We start from the raw sequence: 20214 nt of genomic DNA, 5'->3' as shown, positions 1-20214 counted from the left end.
CAAGTGCCGAAAATACAATGCACGCCCTCTAATTTGAACCAGCAGGAGACCACATGACGGAACGGGTGAACAGCCTGGACATTGCCAAAGGCATCGCCATCGTTCTGGTCGTGGTCGGCCACGTCGCGGCGCGCGAAGAAGTGCCCGGGGCCGACTGGTACAACCTGCTGCGCTCGGCGATCTACTCCTTCCACATGCCCTTGTTCATGGTGCTTTCAGGCATCTCGCTGGGCCTGTCGTGGAAGGTGCTGGCCAACCATGCTGCCGTGTTGGGCTACGTTCGCAAAAGGCTCAAGAAGCTGGTGATCCCCTACGCCCTCCTGGGCCTGGCCATCATCTGCGGCAAGCTGGTGGCCAGCCGCTTCATCCATGTCGACAACGTCCCGCCCGGGGTGGTGAGCGGCCTGCTGGACCTGTTCGTGCGGCCGATGGCCTCGGCGGCGTCCTTCCTTTGGTTCATCTACGTGCTGTCGGCGTATTTCCTGGTCTTTCCCTGGTTGCTCCAGCAGGCACCCCGCGCCACACCTTGGGCCATGATGGCCCTGGGCATTGTTTTGTACCCCTTTGCCTGGCCTGCCACCTTCAACATCGCGAACCTGGTGATGTACCTGCCCTTCTTCTCTGCGGGGATCTTGCTGGGTCAGCATTGGCGCCATGCCGCCAGCGTCATCCATCCCAGGCTGGCGCTTTGGGCGCTGCCCTTGTTGGCGGCCTTGGTCTACGGCGTTTGGCAAGAGCCCTTGCCCAAGTGGTTCGTGGGGACTTTGTCCGTGCCTTTTGTCCTCGCCTTGGCCCACCAAGTGCAAGGGCCAGGCAAAGCGTTTTTCATGACGGCGGGCATCTACACCTTCAGCATCTACCTGTTCAACACCTTGTGCATTGGCGTGGCCAAGGCGTTGATGCTCAACATCATTCCATGGCGGGATGGGTACTTCGTCGGGCACTTTGTGGTCTTGTTGATCGCTGGCGTGTGGGGCCCGATCCTGGTCAAGAAGATCGCCCAGAAGATCTCGCCACCAGTCGCGGCCTACCTTTGATCGGGCCAGCAGCATGAGCCACACGATCGCGTCGGCCTTCATCCTGCTGCTCCTGGTGCTGGATCCATTCGGCACCTTGCCGATTTTCATTTCGGTGATGCGTGGCGTGGCACCGGCACGCCGCGTGTGGGTGGCTCTGCGCGAAGCCTGCATGGCCTTTGGCGTGTTGCTGGCCTTCATGCTCGGCGGACGCACCTTCCTGGAGTTGATGCGCTTGTCCGAGCGCTCCTTGGAAGTCGCTGGCGGCGTGATCTTGCTGTTGTTGTCCATCCGCATCATTTTTCTTCAGGTCGACGCCTGTTTGACGAAGAGTCAACCCTGCCCAGCGAGTCGGGCCGAGAGCCCTTCCTGTTCCCGATCGCGGTGCCCTTGCTGGCCGGCCCTTCGGCCATGGCCACGGTGCTGCTCTTGGCCTCCCGCCAACCCGCGCAACTCGTTGAATGGATCGCGGCCCTGGCAGCGGCCGTGGGCGTGTGCGCGGTCGTGCTGCTGGCCAGCCAACCGCTGCACCGCTGGCTGGGCGAGTCGGTCGTCACCGCCATCGAAAAACTCATGGGCCTGGTGCTGTGTGCCATCGCAGTGGAAATGATCCTGGCTGGCATCAAGCACTATTTCTCGGCTGTGTGACAAATTCCACAGTTTGCGATAAGGGTTTGCGCTAGCAAGTGGCTGAAGACGTTGATACTGACCAGGCACTGGGAGAGAAGGCTTGTTGGGATCTGAATCATTCATTTGGACACTGGGGGCCTTGCTTCTGCTGGTTTGGGGGGGGGCGCTCGGTCACACACTGGCCTGGCGTGCCATGCGGCATCAACGCCAGCGTGCGGATGACCTTTCTCAGGGCGTGCAAGCCTTGCTTGCACAGAGCGAAGCCAAACGGCAGTTCATTTTCGAAACGGCTGATGTCAGCTTCTTTGAGGTGGACATCAAGTCAGGCCAGGTGAGGGTGGATGGGCGTCTGCCTCAGACCTCGCCCGAGGCCGGTGTCGAGTCCCGCCTGTTCAGCCAGCATCAGTGGCGTGAGCTGATCCACCCGGATGAGGTCGAGCAGGCCTGCTCGCAGTTGAAGGACTACCTCGATGGGGTCTCGCCGCGCTACGAATTGCGCTTTCGCTTCAAGGTTTCGGGCGACGATTGGCGCTGGGTCTTGTGCAAGGCCCGCATCGTTGCACGCGATGAGCAGGGGCAGCCCACCAAGGTGCATGGCAGCCTGATTGACGTTCACCAAAGCTGGCTGATGCGTCTGGCGCTGCACGAAGAGCGCGAGATGTTCGCCACTGGGCCTGTGGTCATGATCCGTGCGCAATACGCGCATGGCACCTCCAAATTCGTTTACGTGTCCACCAATGTGCGCAAGCTGTGGGGTTACGAGCCTGCGGCCTTGACCAGCCTGTCCAACACCATGTCCATCGTCCACCCCGACGATTCGCGCTTGCTGAAAGATCGCTTCGTGCAGGCCATGAACAGCCCGGATGAGCTTGAAGTGGAGTTCGAGGCCCGGCTGCGCATGGCCGATGGCACTTATCGTTGGCACTTGTACAACAGCACCATCGACCGCTCGCACTCGGAGCGGCGCGGCTATTTCATCGACATCGACGCGCGCAAGCAGGCCGAGCTGGAAGCCGCCGTGCAACGCCAGCGCCTGCACGAAATGGTGCAAGAGCTGCGCGCTGCGCAAGACGAAGGCGTGGTGGTGCAAGAGGCCAGCGACATGCTGCACGCCGCCGACAACCTGGAAGAAGCCTTCAGCATCATTCGGCAGGCCTGCGAGCGATTGTTCCCCGGTTGGTCGGGCTGGTTGGCGGCCACCCAGCCGGGCGGGCACCAGTTGCAGATCGGCGCCTCCTGGGGGCGCACGCCTTCGCAGGCTGAGCAGCACTTCCTGGCCCGCGATTGCTGGGGAATGCGGCGTGGCAAGCCCCACGCGTTCAGCGGCCATGACCATGGCGTGTGCTGCGTGCACCTGAAGAGCATTCCCCGCGAAGACCTCCATCCCTACCTGTGCGTGCCCATGGTGGCCCACGGTGAAACGGTGGGCGCTTTGCACCTGTTCAGCCAGCAGTTCAGGGTGAACGATGAGCGCATGGCCGAGGTGCAGGCCCGTGCCGTGCGGTTTGCCGAAACGCTGAAGCTGGCCTTGAGCAATCTGATGTTGCGCAATTCCCTGCACGACCAGGCCATGACCGATTCATTGACGGGCTTGCACAACCGCCGCTTCATGGACGAATGCCTGGGCAACGAGTTGCAGCGCGTGCGCCGTGACCATGGCGTGGTCTCACTGGCCATGATCGACATCGACCACTTCAAGCAGTTCAACGACAGCCGTGGCCATGATGCGGGCGATGTGGTCCTGAAGGCCGTCGCGGGCGTGTTGCTTGAATGCATCCGCGGCTATGACATTGCTTGCCGTTATGGTGGCGAAGAGATGGCGCTGGTGCTGCCAGGTTGCGAGCAAGCCGACGCCATGCTGCGCATGGAGCAGATCCGCCAGGCGATTGAGAACCTGGAGGTGCACCACGACGGCGTGCTGATGCCCAAGGTGACCATATCAGCGGGGGTGGCTCAGGCCACCGGGGGCAATTCCGAAACACTGATCCGTTGGGCCGATGAGGCGCTGTACCAGGCCAAGCGCATGGGGCGCAACCAGGTGCGCGTGTCCAGCAAAACCGGGCTGGCGGTGGTGACGGACCTGGGTGAGCTTGACCCACTGGAAAATGTCAAACGAAGCTGAGGCGCTATTCGTCCAGCGGCCGTGTCGATGCCAGGGCATGGGCGGTGAGGGCCTCCAGCGGGATCACCTCCAGGGCCTGTTCATGGGTTGATTCGAGCACCACCGGTGGTGCCACGCCGGCTTGCCAGGCCTCCAGCCAGCGGCTGGCACACAAGCACCACCGATCACCGGGTTTCAATCCCGGGAAGCGCGCCTCGGGGATGGGGGTGCTCAAATCATTGCCCTGCGCCTTTGAAAACGCCAGGAACTCGGCCGTCATCTTGCCGCAGACCACGTGCAGGCCGACATCATCCCGGCGGGTGCGGCAGCAACCATCCCGGAAAAAACCGGTCACGGGCGCGTAAGAGCAGCCCCGCAAGGGACCACCCAGCACGTTGCGGGCGCTGGCGATGTCGATGGCCATGGTTGTTCAGGAAGGGGTGCGTTTCATCAAGGTCATCGCCGTGCCGATGAGGGCCGAGACCTCGCTCATGTTGCCTGGAACAATCATCGTGTTGTTCTTCTGGGCCAATTGGGCATACGCCTCGACGGCCTTTTCGGCCACTTTCAGGTTCACGGCATCCTGTCCACCGGGCTGCTGGATGGCGGCGGCGATCTTGCGGATCGCGTCGGCGGTGGCATCGGCCACCGCGGTGATGGCGGCGGCCTCACCCTGGGCTTTGTTGATCTCGGCTTGTTTTTCGCCCTCGGACCGGGCGATGAAGGCTTCGCGCTCGCCCGTGGCGATGTTGATCTGCTCCTGACGGCGCCCCTCGGAAGCCGCGATCAGGGCGCGTTTCTCACGTTCGGCCGTGATCTGGGCCTGCATGCTGCGCAGGATCTCGACGGGCGGTGTCAGGTCTTTGATTTCATAGCGCAAGACTTTCACGCCCCAGTTCAAGGCGGCTTCGTCCAGCGCATTGACCACGGCGGTGTTGATCACGGCACGCTCTTCAAAGGTCTTGTCCAGTTCCATGCGGCCGACGACCGAGCGCAAGGTGGTTTGCGCCAGCTGGGTGATGGCCACCACGTAGTTGGAAGCACCATAACTGGCCCGCATCGGGTCGGTCACCTGGAAATACAGGATGCCGTCCACCTGCAACTGCGTGTTGTCCTTGGTGATGCAGACCTGGCTGGGCACGTCCAGCGCGATTTCCTTGAGCGAGTGCTTGTAGCCCACCACGTCGACGAAAGGCAACACCACGTTCAGGCCAGGCGTGAGCGTGGCGTGGTACTTGCCCAGGCGCTCCAGCACCCAGGCGTTTTGCTGGGGAACCACCTTGACCGATTTGGCGACGAAGATCACGGCCAGGACCAGGATGACGAGGGCGAATTCCATGTGCGCGGGCTTTCAGGGTTGTCAGATCTTGGCGAGGACGAGGGTGTTGCCTTCAACCGCTTGGATGCGGTGTGGGCCAGTCTGGGCTGGTGGCGCCCCCAGGTAGCGGGCATCCCAGTCGGCGCCACGGTAGTGCACGCGGGTGCGCCCGTCGGCCGACCATTGCGCCACTTCCACGGTCTGGCCCAGGTCCAGGTGCAGGTCCGGGTTGGCGCGGCCTTCGCTTTGGGCGTGGTCCTTGCTGCGTTGCCGCTTGAGGTGCCAGCCCAGAGCAGCCACACCACCCACCACCCCGGCAATCAGCATCTGGGTGGACAGGGGGTGGCCCATCTGGGCACTGATCGCCGCTGCGGCCGCGCCCAGGGCGAGCATCAGCAGGTAAAACGTGCCAGTCAACAATTCCAGCCCGACGATCACGCCGGCCGCAATCCACCACAAGGTTGTGTCGCTCATGGGCGCAGTGTACGGCGCCAGCGTCGGTTTTCATGCGACTGTCATCCACAGTGCCCACAGAAGTCCTACACTTCGCGCTTTCGCGTTTTCCGGGCGCCCGCCCGACTTTGCCCACAGGGGTTTTGGCCATGCTGCGTTTCCGTTTTCCCATCGTCATCATCGACGAAGACTTCCGCTCCGAAAACACCTCGGGTCTGGGCATCCGCGCCCTGGCCGACGCCATCGTGAAAGAGGGTTTCGAAGTCTTGGGCGTGACCAACTACGGCGACCTGTCGCAATTTGCGCAGCAGCAAAGCCGGGCCAGCGCCTTCATCCTGTCGATCGACGACGAAGAGTTTGGCGCTGGCTCCAAGGGCGAGGTTGATTCGGCCCTCAAGGTCTTGCGGGCTTTCGTCAGCGAGATCCGCTTCAAGAACGCCGACATCCCCATCTACCTGTATGGCGAGACGCGCACGTCGCAGCACATCCCCAACGACATCCTGCGTGAGCTGCACGGCTTCATCCACATGTTCGAGGAGACGCCCGAGTTCCTGGCGCGCCACGTGATCCGTGAGGCTAAAAGCTACCTGGATTCGCTGGCGCCGCCATTCTTCAAGGCGCTGATGGACTATGCGCAAGATGGCTCCTACTCCTGGCACTGCCCTGGCCACTCGGGTGGCGTGGCATTTCTGAAGAGCCCGGTGGGCCAGATGTTCCACCAGTTCTATGGCGAGAACATGCTGCGCGCCGATGTGTGCAACGCGGTGGAAGAGTTGGGCCAGTTGCTGGACCACACCGGCCCCGTGGCCGCCTCCGAGCGCAATGCCGCGCGCATCTTCAACGCCGACCACTGCTTCTTTGTCACCAACGGCACATCCACCTCCAACAAGATGGTGTGGCACCACACGGTGGCCCCGGGCGATGTGGTCCTGGTGGACCGCAACTGCCACAAGTCCATCCTGCACGCGATCATCATGACCGGGGCCATCCCCGTGTTCCTGACCCCCACGCGCAACCACTTCGGCCTGATTGGCCCGATCCCGCAAAGCGAGTTCACGCGCGCCTCGATCGAGAAGAAGATCAAGGCCCACCCGCTGCTCAAGGGCGTGGACCCGAAGAAGGTCAAGCCGCGCATCCTGACGATCACGCAGAGCACGTATGACGGCGTGCTCTACAACACCGAAACCATCAAGGGCATGCTCGACGGCTGGATCGACAACATCCACTTCGACGAAGCCTGGTTGCCGCACGCCGCCTTCCACAACTTCTATGGCGAGTTCCATGCCATGGGCAAGGACCGCGTGCGCCCCAAGCAGGCGGTGGTCTACGCCACGCAGTCCACGCACAAGCTGCTGGCCGGCATCAGCCAGGCTTCGCAGGTGCTGGTGCAAGACGCGCAGAACACCAAGCTGGACACGCACCTCTTCAATGAAGCCTACCTGATGCACACCTCCACCAGCCCGCAGTACGCCATCATTGCTTCGTGCGATGTGGCCGCTGCCATGATGGAGCCGCCCGGCGGCACAGCGCTGGTGGAAGAAAGCCTGAAAGAAGCGCTGGACTTCCGCCGCGCCATGCGCAAGGTGGACAAGGAGTTCGGCAAGGACTGGTGGTTCAAGGTCTGGGGCCCGGACAAGCTCACCAAGGACGATGTGGGCTCGCCCGACGACTGGATGCTCAAGGGCAACGACAAGTGGCACGGCTTTGGCGACCTGGCCGATGGTTTCAATATGCTCGACCCGATCAAGTCGACCATCGTCAACCCTGGCCTGGATGTGTCGGGCAAGTTCGCCAAGACCGGCATCCCCGCCAGCATCGTCACCAAGTACCTGGCCGAGCACGGCGTGGTGGTCGAGAAGACGGGCTTGTACTCGTTCTTCATCATGTTCACCATCGGCATCACCAAGGGCCGCTGGAACACGCTGCTGACCGCCTTGCAGCAGTTCAAGGACGACTACGACAAGAACCAGCCCATGTGGCGTGTGCTGCCCGAGTTCTGCGCCAAGTTCCCGATCTACGAGCGCGTGGGCCTGAGCGACCTGTGCCAGCGCATCCACCAGATGTACGCCAAGAGCGACATCGCGCGCCTGACGACCGAGATGTACCTCTCGGACCTGCAGCCTGCGATGAAGCCCAGCGAGGCCTACGCCTACATCGCGCACCGCAAGACCGAGCGCGTCGAGATCGAACAGCTGGAAGGCCGTGTGACGACCGCCTTGCTGACGCCTTACCCGCCCGGCATCCCCTTGCTGATCCCCGGTGAGCGCTTCAACAAGAAGATCGTGGACTACCTGCGTTTCGCCCGCGATTTCAACCGCATGTTCCCTGGCTTCACCACCGACGTGCACGGCCTGGTGGCCCAGCCCAATGAAGCGGGCGAGCTCTGCTATTACGTCGATTGCGTCAAGGACGAAGGCTGATCCTCAGCCTTGATGGCGGGCTCAGGGCAGCCAGAGCTCGAAGCTGGCGCCGCCTTCCGGGCGGTTGACCAGCGCGACCCGCCCCTCACGGTCACCGCAGCGGTGGGCCTTGGCCACAGCCTCGCACAAGGCTGTGCCCAGGCCGGTGGATTGGTCGGAGGGGTCGATGGCGCCCAGGCCGGGGCCATCGTCGTCGATGCTCAGCACCAGGTAGCCATCCTGCTCGCGGGCGCCCATGACCACCTGTTGCCGGCTGAATCTGATGGCGTTGTGAAGCGCGGCTTCCAGCGCCATGTACACCAGCCGCCGGTCCAGGTACCAGAACGAAGGCATGCCGTTGCCGCCATCGGTCAAAGTTACTTTTGAGGTGCCTGGCGTGATCAGGCGCTTGAGCGCGGCCGTGTGCTGCAGCGACTTCAGCATGTCGAGCGGCGACTCGTCCTCGCTGTGCACCTTCAGGCCATCGCCCGCGCCATACACGGTCAGGAACTGAACGAATTGCCTGCGCAACTCGGTGCAGTGCACATAGGCACTTTGGGCCAGGCCGGGGTCCGGCTGGTCGATCAGGGCTTCCAGTTCACTTTCAAGGGTGCCCAGTGCATTCTTCAAATCGTGGGCGATGAGGGCAAAGGAGGCGGTTTCCATGGTGTCGTGCTCAGGCTCAGTGAGGGGCCGAGGCAGGTTCCATGCTGGCCAGGGTCTCTCGGAAATAGCGCTTCATCATGGTCACGCGGTCGTTGCCTGGCAGGAGCTGTTCCAGGCGGTTCAGGTACAGGCGTACACGTTCAACCATGCCGCTGTTGTATTCCTTCTTCAGCCGCAAGGCCATGCAATTGATCTGGGCTGCTTGCAGAAGCACTCCGGTGTTTTCCGGGTAGTCGCGCACGGCGGTTTCAATGGCGGCGACGGCCTCATCCATCTTGCTGTCCCGCAGCAGCTTGCGGGCATCCTGCACGCGGGTCTGCATGGCAGCCGACGAGGTGTTGATGATGCGGTCGATCTTGTCTTCGTGGCCCGTGTTGCGCAGGGCATTGCCGATCAACTGCTTGGTCTTGGGGTTCTCGTGGTCCGCGCTGACGGCGGTGGCCAGCAGCTTCAAGCCTTCTTCTTCGTGCCCGGCCATCAACTCAGCCTTGGCCAGGGCGATGGTGGCGAAGTCGGCCTTGCCTTTGCGAAGGGTTTCGCGGGCGCGTTTGAGTGTTTTCTCGGCTTCGTCTGGCGTGCCAGCTTTGACTTGCGCTTGAACCTGGATGGCCAAGGCCACGCTGCCAAACTCGGGCAGGTTGCGGTACAGGGTGTTGGCGTCGGCCAGCAGCTTCAAGGCTTCGGCGGTCTCGCCCATGTCGACCATGGCTTGCGCCAGCAACAAGGTGTCCTGGGGCTGGGCGATCACGGAGCCCCGGGTGGCTTTGGCCACCTTTTGCATGCATTCCTTGGCGGTGTCCAGGTCGCCATTGCGGTAAGCGCTTTCGCCCAGCAGGCGTTGACGCCGGGAGGAGGGCACCACGGTGGCCGCATCGCGCAAGACCCACATGGCACCTTGCGCATCGCCCTGGGCATCCATCGATTCGGCGACCACGTCATAGGCGGCCACGTTTTTCGCGCCTTCGGGGGTCTGGATGATGTCCTGGGCCAATTGCCTGGCTTCGTCGAACTGGCCCGCCGCTTTGTGCGCTCGGGCCAGGCCCAGTTGCGCCCAGGCCAGGTTCGCGCGCTTGTCCAGGGCCTGCCGGTAGGTCTGCTTGGCTTCTTCGTGCTTGCCCAGTTGCAGCAGGGTTTTGCCCTTGATCTGCAAGGCGGCCATCGTCCAGCGGTTTTCGGCTTTCAGGAGCTGGTCGCAGGCCTGGACCGCGCCCAGCAGATCCTCCTTGGCCAGTTTCTGGGTGATGGGCAGCAGGGCATCGCGCTTTTCAAGCAAAGCTTTCAGGCGGTCTTCGATGTGGCTGGCGGTGATGGGCTTGAGCAGGTAGGCGTCCGGGTGGTGCTCAGTCGCGGCAGCCACCGAGGCATAGCCGCTTTCGGCCGTCACCATGAAAAACAGGCAGTCCACCGGCAGCAGGTTGGTGTCGCGCAGGTGCTCGAACAATTGCTGGCCGTCGGTTTTCTGGTTCAGGTTGTAGTCGCACAGGATGAGGTTGTAGCGGCGGCTCCTGATCTGGCGCGCGGCGTCTTCCGCGTTGGCGGCCACGTCAACCCGGGTGATGCCCAGCTGGCCCAGTTGGCCACGCAAGGTGGTCTGCTGCACCGACATGTCGTCGATGACCAGGGCTTGAAGGTTTGAGAACTGAGTTTGAGTTGCCATGAAAAATTACCCGCATCCTGTGGCTGAACCACGCTGTATTTCGCATTTCGGCATTTCAGGGGCCCAACTTGAGCCCCATGCACCAACTGTGCACAGATCTTGCGTAAGCCGGAGCATCCCTTTTGCCCTCGTGGAGTTTTGCCAAATGACCCTGTCCAAGCTGATCCGTCGCGTTCTCCTGATTCAAATCGCTGGCGTGAGCCTGTGCCAGGCGGCCACCCCCATCAAATTTCAGCTGGACTGGCGTTTTGAGGGGCCTTCAGCCTTGTTCCTTCAGCCAGTGGCCAAGGGGTACTTCAAACAAGCCGGGCTGGACGTGAGCATTGATGCCGGCAATGGATCGGGCGGCACGGTCACCCGCGTGGCCTCGGGCTCTTATGACCTGGGTCTTGCCGACATGGCCGCGCTGATGGAGTTCCACGCGAACAACCCGGATGCGCCCAACAAGCCCGTGGCCATCATGATGGTCTACAACAACACGCCAGCGGCCGCTTTTGCCCTCAAGGCCTCGGGCATCAAGACGCCAGCCGACCTGGCGGGCAAGAGGCTGGGCGCCCCGGTGTTTGACGCTGGCCGCAAAGCCTGGCCCATCTTTGCCAAAGCCAACAAGGTGGGGGCGGTGACCTGGACCAGCATGGACCCGGCCTTGCGTGAAACCATGTTGGTGCGGGGTGATGTCGACGCCATCACCGGTTTTTCATTCACGTCCATGCTGAACCTGGAAGCCCGTGGCGTCAAGCCTCAGGACATCGTGGTGCTGCCTTACGCCCAGCACGGGGTGAAGCTGTACGGCAACGCCATCATCGCGTCGCCCCGCATCCTGAAAGACAACCCCGAGGCCGTGAAGGCATTTTTGCTGGCCTTCAGCAAGGGTGTCAAGGAAGTGCTGGCCAATCCTGATGCCAGCATCGAGGCGGTCAAGGCCCGAGACGGCATCATCAATGTCGAGGTTGAAAAACGCCGACTCAAGATGGCCATCGACCAGGTGGTCAACAGCCCGGACGCCCGTGCCGAAGGCTTTGGCCAGGTGAAATTGCCGCGCCTGTCCTTGATGGCCTCTCAGGTGGCCGACGCCTTCAGCACCAAATCGCGCGTGAACCCGGAGGCCGTCTGGACGCCAGCCTACCTGCCGTCCATCGCGGAGTTGAATGTGCTGCCCCGCCAAGAAGTGAGTGACGGACGATGAGCTCATTTGTCGATTTCAAGAACGTCTGGCTGGCCTACAACGAGGCCTTGCTGGCGCAACAGCAGTTCGCGGTGGAGGACGTCAGCCTGAGCATCCGCGAGGGTGAGTTCGTCGCCATCGTGGGCCCATCGGGTTGCGGCAAATCCACCTTCATGAAGCTGACCACCGGCTTGAAGATGCCCTCGCGCGGCAGCATCACGATCGGTGGTCAGCCCGTGACCGGGCCGTTGAAGATCACCGGCATGGCGTTTCAGGCGCCGTCGCTGCTGCCTTGGCGGACCACGGTGGACAACGTGCTCTTGCCGCTGGAGATCGTCGAGCCTTACCGCTCGAACTTCCGCGCCAAGCGGGCCGAGTACGAGGCCAAGGCCCGGGCCCTGCTGCAAAGCGTGGGTCTGGGTGGCTATGAAGACAAATTCCCCTGGCAGTTGTCGGGTGGCATGCAGCAGCGCGCCAGCATCTGCCGCGCGCTCATCCACGAGCCCAAGATGTTGTTGCTGGACGAGCCCTTTGGCGCCCTGGATGCCTTCACCCGTGAAGAGCTGTGGTGCGCCTTGCGCGACCTGCAAGCCCAGCGTGGCTTCAACGTCATCCTGGTGACCCACGACCTGCGCGAAGCCGTGTTCCTTGCGGACACGGTCTATGTGATGAGCCGCAGCCCGGGCCGCATCCTGGCCAAGCGCGAGATCGAGTTGCCGCGCCCACGTGATCTGGAGGTGACTTACACGCCAGAGTTCACCAACATAGTGCACGAGTTGCGCGCGCACATTGGTGCCATGCGCAAGCCCACGTCCATGGCGGCCTCGCCGGAGGTGGCGCAATGACCATGAAGTTGAGTTCACCCCAACTGGAGCGCTGGGCACCCTGGGGCCTGTTGCTGATCATCCTGCTGCTGTGGCAGGTGGTGTGCAGTGCCTTCTCGGTGTCCGAGTACATCTTCCCCAGCCCGACGCGCATTGCGCAGCAACTGGTCGAGTTTCATTCAGAGATCCTCAAGCACGCCTGGCGCACCTTCTGGGTGACGATGGTCGGCTTTGGCATCGCCATCGTGGTGGGCGTGTTGCTGGGCTTCCTGGTGGGCAGTTCACGCCTGGCCTATTCGGCGATCTACCCGCTGATGACTGCTTTCAATGCCTTGCCCAAGGCGGCCTTCATACCGATCCTGGTGGTCTGGTTCGGCATTGGCGTGGGCCCGGCGGTGCTGACGGCCTTCCTGATCAGCTTCTTTCCGATCATGGTCAACATTGCCACCGGCCTGGCCACGCTGGAGCCCGAGCTGGAAGACGTTCTGCGGGTGCTGGGCGCGCGCCGTTGGGATGTGCTGATCAAGGTGGGGTTGCCACGCTCCATGCCTTACTTTTATGGTTCGCTGAAGGTGGCCATCACCTTGGCGTTTGTCGGCACCACCGTGTCCGAGATGACGGCCTCAAACGAAGGCATTGGCTACCTGCTGATCTCGGCCGGTTCGTCCATGCAAATGGGACTGGCGTTTGGTGGGCTGATGGTGGTGGGGGCCATGGCCATGATCATGTACGAGCTGTTCTCGGTGATTGAAACCCGCACCACGGCTTGGGCGCACCGCAGCAACCAGAACCATTGAAGCACCATTGAAAAAGGCACCCGAGGGTGCCTTTGCTTGGCTTCACGTCACTTGAAGATGTTCTTCACCCGATCAGTCCAGCTTTTGCTGTTGGGTGAGTGCTTCTCGCCGCCTTTTTTGAAGGACTCGTCCAGCTCCTTCAGCAGCTTGCGCTGGTGCTCGGTCAGCTTGACGGGTGTCTCGACCGAGATGTGGCAGTACAGGTCGCCCGGGTAGCTGGCCCGGATGCCCTTGATGCCCTTGCCGCGCAGGCGGAAGGTCTTGCCGTGCTGCGTGCCTTCGGGGATGTCGATCTCGGCCTTGCCGCCCAGCGTGGGCACCTCGATCGAACCGCCCAGGGCCGCTGACGTCAGCGGGATCGGCACATTGCAGTGCAGGTCGTCGCCATCGCGCTCGAAGATCTCGTGCTGCTTGATGCGGATCTCGATGTAGAGATCGCCAGCGGGGCCGCCATTGGTGCCGGGCTCGCCATTGCCCGCAGAGCGGATGCGCATGCCTTCGTTGATGCCGGCCGGGATCTTGACTTCCAGCGTCTTGGTCTTCTTGACGCGGCCTTGGCCGCTGCAAGTGACGCACGGCTCGGGGATGACCTTGCCGGTGCCCTGGCAGTGCGGGCAGGTTTGCTGCACGCTGAAAAAGCCTTGGCGCATGTGCACATTGCCCGCGCCATTGCAGGTGGGGCAGGTCTTGGCGCTGGTGCCAGGCTTGGCGCCGGTGCCGCTGCAGGTGACGCAGTCTTCCCAGCTGGGGATGCGGATCTGCGTGTCCTTGCCGGTGGCCGCTTCTTCCAGCGTGATTTCCATCGCGTAGGACAGGTCGCTGCCGCGGTAGACCTGGGGCCCGCCGCCACGTCGGCCACCACCTTGGCCACCCTGGCCGAAGATGTCGCCAAAAATGTCGCCAAAGGCGTCGGCAAAGCCGCCAAAGCCTTCTGCGCCCTGGCCGCCACGGCCGCCCATGTTCGGATCGACGCCTGCGTGGCCGAACTGGTCGTAGGCCGCGCGTTTCTTGGCGTCCGAGAGCATCTCGTAGGCCTCTTTGGCTTCCTTGAACTTTTCTTCGGCGTCCTTGGATTTCTCACCCTGATTGCGGTCAGGGTGATGCTTCATGGCCAGCTTGCGGTAGGCCTTTTTGATGTCTTCCTCGGAGGCGCCTTTGGCGAGTCCCAGAACTTCGTAGTAATCGCGTTTCGTCGCCATGATGCTTTCAGGCTGTGAGTGACAAGGGGCACAGGGGTGGGGGATTGTCCCTCACGCGTCTGTGCCCCAAAAGCTCGATGAAAAGACGCTTCAGTCTTTCTTGACTTCCTTGAACTCGGCGTCCACGACGTTGTCGTCGGCAGGCTTGGCTTCCGAGGCACCTTCGGCCTCGCCACCAGGCGCGCCACCGGCTGCGCCTTGGGCGGCCTGCATGTCGGCGTACATCTTCTCGCCCAGCTTCTGGCTGGCGGTCATCAAGGCGTTGGTCTTGGCCTCGATGTCGTCCTTGTCGTCGCCCTTGATGGCTTCGTCAACGTCCTTGATCGCGGCTTCGATCTTTTCCTTTTCAGCAGCGTCCAGCTTGTCGCCGTACTCGGTCAGCGACTTGCGCACGCTGTGAACCATGGCATCGCCCTGGTTCTTGGCCTGCACCAGCTCGACCTTCTTCTTGTCGTCGACGGCGTTCAGCTCGGCGTCCTTCACCATCTTCTGGATTTCGTCCTCGGTCAGGCCCGAGTTCGCCTTGATGGTGATCTTGTTTTCCTTGCCGGTGCCCTTGTCCTTGGCGCCCACGTGCAGGATGCCGTTGGCGTCGATGTCGAAGGACACTTCGATCTGCGGCGTGCCACGCGGTGCGGGCGGGATGCCTTCGAGGTTGAACTCGCCCAGCATCTTGTTGCCCGAGGCCAGCTCGCGCTCGCCCTGGAACACCTTGATCGTCACGGCAGGCTGGCTGTCTTCGGCCGTCGAGAAGGTCTGCGCGAACTTGGTGGGGATGGTCGTGTTCTTGGCGATCATCTTGGTCATCACGCCGCCCATGGTCTCGATGCCCAGCGACAACGGGGTCACGTCCAGCAGCAGCACGTCGGTGCGGTCACCGGCCAGAACCTGGCCTTGAATGGCGGCGCCCACGGCCACGGCTTCGTCAGGGTTCACGTCCTTGCGGGGATCCTTGCCGAAGAACTCCTTGACCTTCTCTTGCACCTTGGGCATGCGGGTCATGCCGCCGACCAGGATCACGTCCTGGATGTCGGCCACGCTCACGCCAGCGTCCTTGATGGCGGTGCGGCAGGGTGCGATCGTGCGTTCGATCAGCTCTTCGACCAGCGACTCCAGCTTGGCGCGGGTCAGCTTGACGTTCAAGTGCTTGGGACCACTGGCGTCGGCCGTGATGTAGGGCAGGTTGACGTCGGTCTGCGAGCTGTTCGAGAGTTCGATCTTGGCCTTTTCAGCGGCTTCCTTCAGGCGTTGCAGGGCCAGCACGTCCTTGGTCAGGTCAACGCCCTGGTCCTTCTTGAACTCGGCCACGATGAAGTCGATGATGCGCTGGTCGAAGTCTTCGCCGCCCAGGAAGGTGTCGCCGTTGGTCGACAGCACTTCGAACTGCTTTTCGCCATCCACGTCGGCGATTTCGATGATGGACACGTCAAACGTGCCGCCACCCAAGTCGTACACGGCGATCTTGCGGTCACCGGTGCTGGTCTTGTCCAGGCCGAAAGCCAGGGCAGCCGCGGTTGGTTCGTTGATGATGCGCTTGACGTCCAGGCCGGCAATGCGGCCAGCGTCTTTGGTGGCCTGGCGCTGTGCGTCATTGAAGTAGGCGGGCACCGTGATGACGGCCTCGGTCACTTCTTCGCCCAGGTAGTCCTCGGCGGTCTTCTTCATCTTGCGCAGGATGTCGGCGCTGATCTGCTGCGGGGCCATTTTCTTGCCGCGCACTTCCACCCAGGCGTCGCCATTGTCGGCCGCTGCGATGGTGTAGGGCATCAGTTCGATGTCCTTCTGGACTTCTTTTTCAGTGAACTTGCGGCCAATCAGGCGCTTGACGGCGTACAGCGTGTTGCGCGGGTTGGTGACGGCCTGGCGCTTGGCGGAAGCGCCAACCAGCACCTCGCCGTCTTCCTGGTAGGCAATGATCGAGGGCGTGGTGCGGGCACCTTCGCTGTTTTCGATCACTTTGGGGGTGTTGCCTTCCATGATGGACACGCACGAGTTCGTGGTGCCCAAGTCGATGCCGATGATCTTGCCCATGTTTCTAGCTCCTTGGAAACTTCAATTCAGTTGTTCGTCATTTGCGTCTGTTGGGTGGGATTTCAAGGCCTTTGGGCGGGTTTTTGAGCGTTTTTTCGCTTTTTTCCGCCAGGCACACCACGGACGCTTTTACTTTGGCGCGGCCACCGTGACCAAGGCCGGGCGCAGGACGCGGTCGTTGATCAGGTAGCCCTTTTGCAGCACGCCCACCACGGTATTGGCTTCCTGGTCGGCGGGCACCATGCTGATGGCCTGATGCTGATGCGGATCAAACTTGGCGCCGGTGGCGGGGTTGATCTCGATCACCTTGTTGCGTTCCAGGGCCGCACCCAACTGGCGCAAGGTGGCCTGAACGCCCTCCATCACGGTTTCGATGGGCGTGTCGGGCTTGGACAGTTGAGTGGCGATGGCCGCTTCCAGGCTGTCCTTGACGGGCAACAGGCTGTCGGCGAAGGATTCCACCGCGAACTTGCGGGCCTTGGAGATTTCGTCATCGGCGCGGCGGCGGGTGTTTTCAGCCTCGGCCTTGGCGCGCAGGTAAGCGTCCGAGACCTCGGTGTGCTTGGCGTGCAGTTCGGCCAGTTGCTGCTCAATGCTGGCCTCAAGCGGCTCGGCGGCGCCGGGGGCGGCATCGACCGGGTCAAGGTTTTCGGCGTTCGCGGGCGTGTCGCTCATGGTGTTTATTGGAATTAATGAGGTGAGTCAATCAAAGCCCAGCAGATCTCGGGGCGGCGGACGGGGTTTCAAGACCCTGTGCAAGAAATATTTAGTCGTCGACGCCAGCGCTCCAGCGGTTCCAGTCGGCCAATTGCCGCCGGTCGCGCTTGGTGGGGCGGCCCTGGTCGATGGCCAGGGCGGGGTCGGGCTGGGTGCGGCGCTCCTCGGCGTGGCGTTCGCGGCGGGTGATGCTGTCAGGCGTTTCTTCATACATCGTCTGGGCCACGGGCGCACCGCCCCGCACGCTGCTGAGGGTTTTGACGATGACGGTGCGCACCAGGGTGCCCTGGCGCAGGTCGATGCGGTCGCCGATCTTCAAATCGCGCGAAGGCTTGGCCACGATCTCGTTGACCTGGACCCGGCCTTTGTCGATGTCGTCAGCGGCCAGGCTGCGCGTCTTGTAAAAGCGCGCGGCCCACAGCCATTTGTCCAGACGTAATTTGTCGCTCATGTCGCAAGTATTTTTCCAGCCCGCCAGTGTACCCACCCCGGCGCGCCAGTTTTGCGACGACAATGTTGCCCAGCGGTGCCCGCAGCGGGTGCCAGAGGACCAAAATTGGCAAAACCCAACTATCAGTTTGAAAAGCGTCAGCGCGAGCTGGCCAAGAAGAAGAAAAAAGAAGAAAAGATCCAGCAACGCCGCAGTGGCACGGGCGAGGCTGGTGCCCCCGACGCCGATCAAGATGCGGCCGAGGGCGACACCACAACGCCTGACAACGCCGAATCGGGCGACAACAACGGCGCGGCACCTCAGGCCGAAGCCTCAGCCTGACGTTGGCTGTGCCTTGGCCTTGGCCCGCGTCACGATGCGGGCGGGGTCCAGCGCATCGCGCAGAGGGGCCTCGATCGGGCACGGGCTGCCCGTGACCCACGAGGCCAGCAGTTCCCCTGCCAAGGCGGCCCAGGTGATGCCCCTTGAGCCGAATCCCGTGATGACGTAGACCCCGCCGTGTTCATCGCGCAGTCGGGGTATCAGCCGTGGTTGATCCATCCTGGGCGCTCTTTGCCCGACAACAGGCGGTGGGGCATCGGCCAAAGGCAGCGCGCCCACATAGGGCAGGCGATCAGGCGTGCTGGCCCGCCAGCCCACCCGGCCTTGCAGGTCACTGGGCAAGGCATTGGCCATGCTTGCCTGGGGCAGGCAGCCCAGTTGAAAGGCTTGGTCCAGGTTGTGGGCATGATCCGCCTCGCGAACATGGGGGTCCAGGTCGTCCACATCGCTGGTGGCGCCAAACAACAATCGTCCCTCATGGGCAGGCAATGCATAGCCGGCGCCTGCGACGGGGAGGTGGGGGGCGCTGATGCCCTCGTGCACTGGCAGGCTGCTGATCTGACCGCGCAGGCTTGACAGGGGCAAAGGCGCCACGCCGGGCAGCGCCTGAATCAGTGCGGAGGTGCCGCCCGCGCCCGCCATGATCACCACGGGCGCCTGGGCAATGACCTGATTTTGTGCGTCTTTTGCCTGCCAGGTGGCCTGGCCAGCCTGTGTGGTGCGGTGCAGTTGGTGCACGCCCTGACCAGGCAGGAACACGACCTCGGCATGGTTTTTGGCATCGGCCAGCAGGGCTTGAGCATAGCCAGCCGGGTCCAGCCAACCGCCTTGGTGGAACAGCCAGCCGCCGCTGGGGACCGGGATGTTCGCCTTGGCACGAGCCTGCGCCTGCTCTAGCCACTCCAGGTGCTCGGGCGGCAGGCCAAGGCGATGGAGCAAGGCTCGGGCCTCTGCCGCGACGGTGAGATTGTCCAGTCTGAGCAGGCCCTGGCATGCGCCTGCGAATTGGCCCTCGGCCAACATCGGTGCCACCACCGTCGCCGTGCGCAAGGCGGCCGCACGGTGGGCCCGGGCATGGAGGCCATCTTCGCCATGGACGATGCTGTGGAACAAGCCTGCGGGGTTGCCCGAGGCCCCTTTTGCTGGCGCCGCGTGGGTGTCAATCAGCGTGATTCGCCAGCCTTGTCGGGCCAGTGCCCAGGCGGCAGCGCAGCCGGCCAAGCCGGCGCCGATGACCAGGGCGTGCCGTTGCGCCGGTTCGATGTGCGTTGGCCACAAGCCGCCGGGCAAAGGAGGCGGGGTGTGGTGAGGCTTGAACAGAAAGTTCAGCGGATCTGTTTGAGGCGATGGTTCATGGGGGGGCTCGGCTTTGAAGCCGGACTGGCGCAGGCCTTCAAGCACATTCACGGCATTGCTCCGCGCCACAGCGGTGCACCTGGGCGCAGCCAGACGAGCCAAGCGCGACAGCCAGCCTTCATCGCCGTTGGGTGCCAACGGGGCCGGGGCCGCGCCCTCCAGCAAAAAGGCATCCACCCGTGCCACCAATTGAGGCACAAGGTCCGCGATTTCGCCCACACCCAGCAGCAAGGTGACTTGGCGGGCGGGGCCTTCGTCAAACACCAGGGTGTGCATCCCGGGTGTCAACACGGGCCAGTTTTGGGCCAGCCTTTTAGCCAAGGACTGCGTGTCGGGGGCATCGCTCAAGGCTGCCTTCAGTGGCGGTTGGGCATCCAGCGCGATGTAGACCAAACGCTGGCACCGGGTCGGATCGGCCAGCCAGGCGGCCCAGGTGCTCAAAAAGCGTTGGCCCCGACCAAAGCTGGCCTCCAGGATGACGAAGTCACTTCGATGAGCCCAACGGGCGGGCAGGGCAGCGCCCGCCAGAAAAGCCATCTTGCTTATTGCGCCAACCAGCCGCCGTCCATGTTCCAGGCCACGCCGCGCACATTGTCGCCAGCCGAAGAACACATGAACACGGCCAGGTCGCCCAACTGCGCGGGCGTCACGAACTGCAGCGAGGGCTGCTTTTCACCCAGCAGGCCGCGCTGTGCTTCTTCAAGGGTGACACCTTCGCGCTCGGCCTTGGCTTCGATCTGTTTTTGCACCAAAGGGGTCAACACCCAGCCGGGGCAGATGGCGTTGGCGGTGACGCCGGTGGTGGCCGTTTCAAGCGCCACCGCCTTGGTCAGGCCCACCAGGCCATGCTTGGCCGCCACATAGGCCGACTTGCCTGCCGAGGCCGCCAGGCCATGGGCCGAGGCCACGTTGATGATGCGGCCCCAGTTCTTGGCCCGCATGGCCGGCACCGCCAGGCGCATGGTATGAAAGGCCGAGCTGAGGTTGATGGCGAGGATGGCATCCCATTTTTCAACGGGGAAGTTCTCGACATTGGCCACGTGCTGGATGCCGGCGTTGTTGACCAGGATGTCCACGCCGCCGAACTCCGCGGTGGCGTAGGCCATCATGGCC

Annotated in this window: 19 protein-coding genes and 1 pseudogene; 9 read left to right on the top strand and 11 right to left on the bottom strand. The window is 62.8% G+C overall.

The features are described 5' to 3' along the window. The first annotated feature begins 53 nt into the window (after window positions 1-53). The 4 genes and pseudogenes from Q7V20_RS23375 (at window position 54) to Q7V20_RS23360 (ending at window position 3768) form a co-directional block, all read left to right on the top strand. Window positions 54-1037 carry an acyltransferase family protein gene (locus Q7V20_RS23375; protein ID WP_304796459.1) on the top strand — a complete coding sequence of 328 codons (984 nt, stop codon included), beginning with the start codon at window positions 54-56 and terminating at the stop codon, window positions 1035-1037. Window positions 1038-1050: 13 nt separating this feature from the next. After that, a pseudogene (locus Q7V20_RS23370) lies at window positions 1051-1275 on the top strand (MarC family protein); the annotation flags it as partial. 131 nt (window positions 1276-1406) lie between these two features. Continuing rightward, complete coding sequence (locus tag Q7V20_RS23365) at window positions 1407-1664, top strand: MarC family protein (protein ID WP_304796456.1); 258 nt, start codon at window positions 1407-1409, stop codon at window positions 1662-1664. A gap of 175 nt (window positions 1665-1839) precedes the next feature. After that, on the top strand, window positions 1840-3768 hold the full coding sequence (locus Q7V20_RS23360; RefSeq protein ID WP_304796453.1) for a sensor domain-containing diguanylate cyclase: 1929 nt from the start codon (window positions 1840-1842) through the stop codon (window positions 3766-3768). Window positions 3769-3772: 4 nt separating this feature from the next. Here the strand turns inward: Q7V20_RS23360 and Q7V20_RS23355 are convergent, their stop codons facing one another. The 3 genes from Q7V20_RS23355 to Q7V20_RS23345 are packed head-to-tail and all read right to left on the bottom strand — an operon-like array spanning window position 3773 to window position 5539. Next, window positions 3773-4171, bottom strand: a complete 399-nt coding sequence (locus Q7V20_RS23355) for a DUF2237 family protein (RefSeq protein ID WP_304796450.1) — start codon at window positions 4169-4171, stop codon at window positions 3773-3775. Between the two features lie 6 nt (window positions 4172-4177). Continuing rightward, window positions 4178-5086, bottom strand: a complete 909-nt coding sequence (locus tag Q7V20_RS23350; protein WP_304796448.1) for an SPFH domain-containing protein — start codon at window positions 5084-5086, stop codon at window positions 4178-4180. Between the two features lie 21 nt (window positions 5087-5107). Then, the gene (locus Q7V20_RS23345; protein WP_304796447.1) at window positions 5108-5539 is read right to left on the bottom strand and encodes an NfeD family protein; all 432 of its coding nucleotides are present in this window, start codon (window positions 5537-5539) and stop codon (window positions 5108-5110) included. A gap of 128 nt (window positions 5540-5667) precedes the next feature. Between Q7V20_RS23345 and Q7V20_RS23340 the strand changes: the two genes are divergently transcribed. Then, complete coding sequence (locus Q7V20_RS23340; protein WP_304796445.1) at window positions 5668-7938, top strand: arginine/lysine/ornithine decarboxylase; 2271 nt, start codon at window positions 5668-5670, stop codon at window positions 7936-7938. 21 nt (window positions 7939-7959) lie between these two features. On the opposite strand, the gene Q7V20_RS23335 is transcribed toward Q7V20_RS23340, so the two are convergent. After that, window positions 7960-8583, bottom strand: coding sequence for a sensor histidine kinase KdpD (locus tag Q7V20_RS23335; RefSeq protein ID WP_304796442.1), 624 nt, complete (start codon window positions 8581-8583; stop codon window positions 7960-7962). 16 nt (window positions 8584-8599) lie between these two features. Beyond that, complete coding sequence (locus tag Q7V20_RS23330) at window positions 8600-10240, bottom strand: tetratricopeptide repeat protein (protein WP_304796439.1); 1641 nt, start codon at window positions 10238-10240, stop codon at window positions 8600-8602. A 145-nt stretch (window positions 10241-10385) separates the two neighbouring features. Here Q7V20_RS23330 and Q7V20_RS23325 point away from each other — a divergent pair, with 145 nt between their 5' ends. From Q7V20_RS23325 to Q7V20_RS23315, 3 genes are read left to right on the top strand one after another with little or no spacing between them, the layout of a single operon-like run. Next, complete coding sequence (locus tag Q7V20_RS23325) at window positions 10386-11426, top strand: ABC transporter substrate-binding protein (protein ID WP_304796436.1); 1041 nt, start codon at window positions 10386-10388, stop codon at window positions 11424-11426. Then, a complete protein-coding gene (locus Q7V20_RS23320; protein ID WP_304796433.1) occupies window positions 11423-12250 on the top strand; it encodes an ABC transporter ATP-binding protein in 828 nt (275 codons plus the stop codon). The genes Q7V20_RS23325 and Q7V20_RS23320 overlap by 4 nt, the downstream gene beginning before the upstream one ends. 8 nt (window positions 12251-12258) lie before the next feature. After that, the gene (locus tag Q7V20_RS23315; RefSeq protein ID WP_370652552.1) at window positions 12259-13026 is read left to right on the top strand and encodes an ABC transporter permease; all 768 of its coding nucleotides are present in this window, start codon (window positions 12259-12261) and stop codon (window positions 13024-13026) included. 47 nt (window positions 13027-13073) lie between these two features. Here the strand turns inward: Q7V20_RS23315 and dnaJ are convergent, their stop codons facing one another. The 4 genes from dnaJ to Q7V20_RS23295 form a co-directional block, all read right to left on the bottom strand. Continuing rightward, window positions 13074-14225, bottom strand: coding sequence for a molecular chaperone DnaJ (gene dnaJ / locus Q7V20_RS23310; protein ID WP_304796431.1), 1152 nt, complete (start codon window positions 14223-14225; stop codon window positions 13074-13076). Window positions 14226-14315: 90 nt separating this feature from the next. Next, window positions 14316-16256, bottom strand: a complete 1941-nt coding sequence (dnaK, locus tag Q7V20_RS23305) for a molecular chaperone DnaK (protein ID WP_304796428.1) — start codon at window positions 16254-16256, stop codon at window positions 14316-14318. Window positions 16257-16385: 129 nt separating this feature from the next. Beyond that, window positions 16386-16931, bottom strand: a complete 546-nt coding sequence (gene grpE, locus Q7V20_RS23300) for a nucleotide exchange factor GrpE (protein WP_304796425.1) — start codon at window positions 16929-16931, stop codon at window positions 16386-16388. Between the two features lie 91 nt (window positions 16932-17022). After that, entirely contained in the window at window positions 17023-17424 is a 402-nt protein-coding gene (locus tag Q7V20_RS23295; RefSeq protein ID WP_304796422.1) for an RNA-binding S4 domain-containing protein, read from the bottom strand. A gap of 105 nt (window positions 17425-17529) precedes the next feature. Here Q7V20_RS23295 and Q7V20_RS23290 point away from each other — a divergent pair, with 105 nt between their 5' ends. After that, window positions 17530-17745: a hypothetical protein gene (locus Q7V20_RS23290; RefSeq protein ID WP_304796419.1), complete on the top strand. Its 216-nt coding sequence runs from the start codon at window positions 17530-17532 to the stop codon at window positions 17743-17745. Here the strand turns inward: Q7V20_RS23290 and mnmC are convergent. Beyond that, window positions 17737-19638 (bottom strand): FAD-dependent 5-carboxymethylaminomethyl-2-thiouridine(34) oxidoreductase MnmC, encoded by a 1902-nt coding sequence (gene mnmC, locus Q7V20_RS23285; RefSeq protein WP_304796416.1) that lies wholly within the window; start codon window positions 19636-19638, stop codon window positions 17737-17739. The genes Q7V20_RS23290 and mnmC overlap by 9 nt on opposite strands. A gap of 5 nt (window positions 19639-19643) precedes the next feature. Then, window positions 19644-20214, bottom strand: a 571-nt coding sequence (locus tag Q7V20_RS23280) for a 3-hydroxybutyrate dehydrogenase (RefSeq protein WP_304796414.1), incomplete at its 5' end; no start/stop codon positions are given.

This window comes from Aquabacterium sp. (genome assembly GCF_030652515.1).
Classification (GTDB): domain Bacteria; phylum Pseudomonadota; class Gammaproteobacteria; order Burkholderiales; family Burkholderiaceae_C; genus Aquabacterium.
This window is presented reverse-complemented; position numbering and strand designations above follow the sequence as displayed.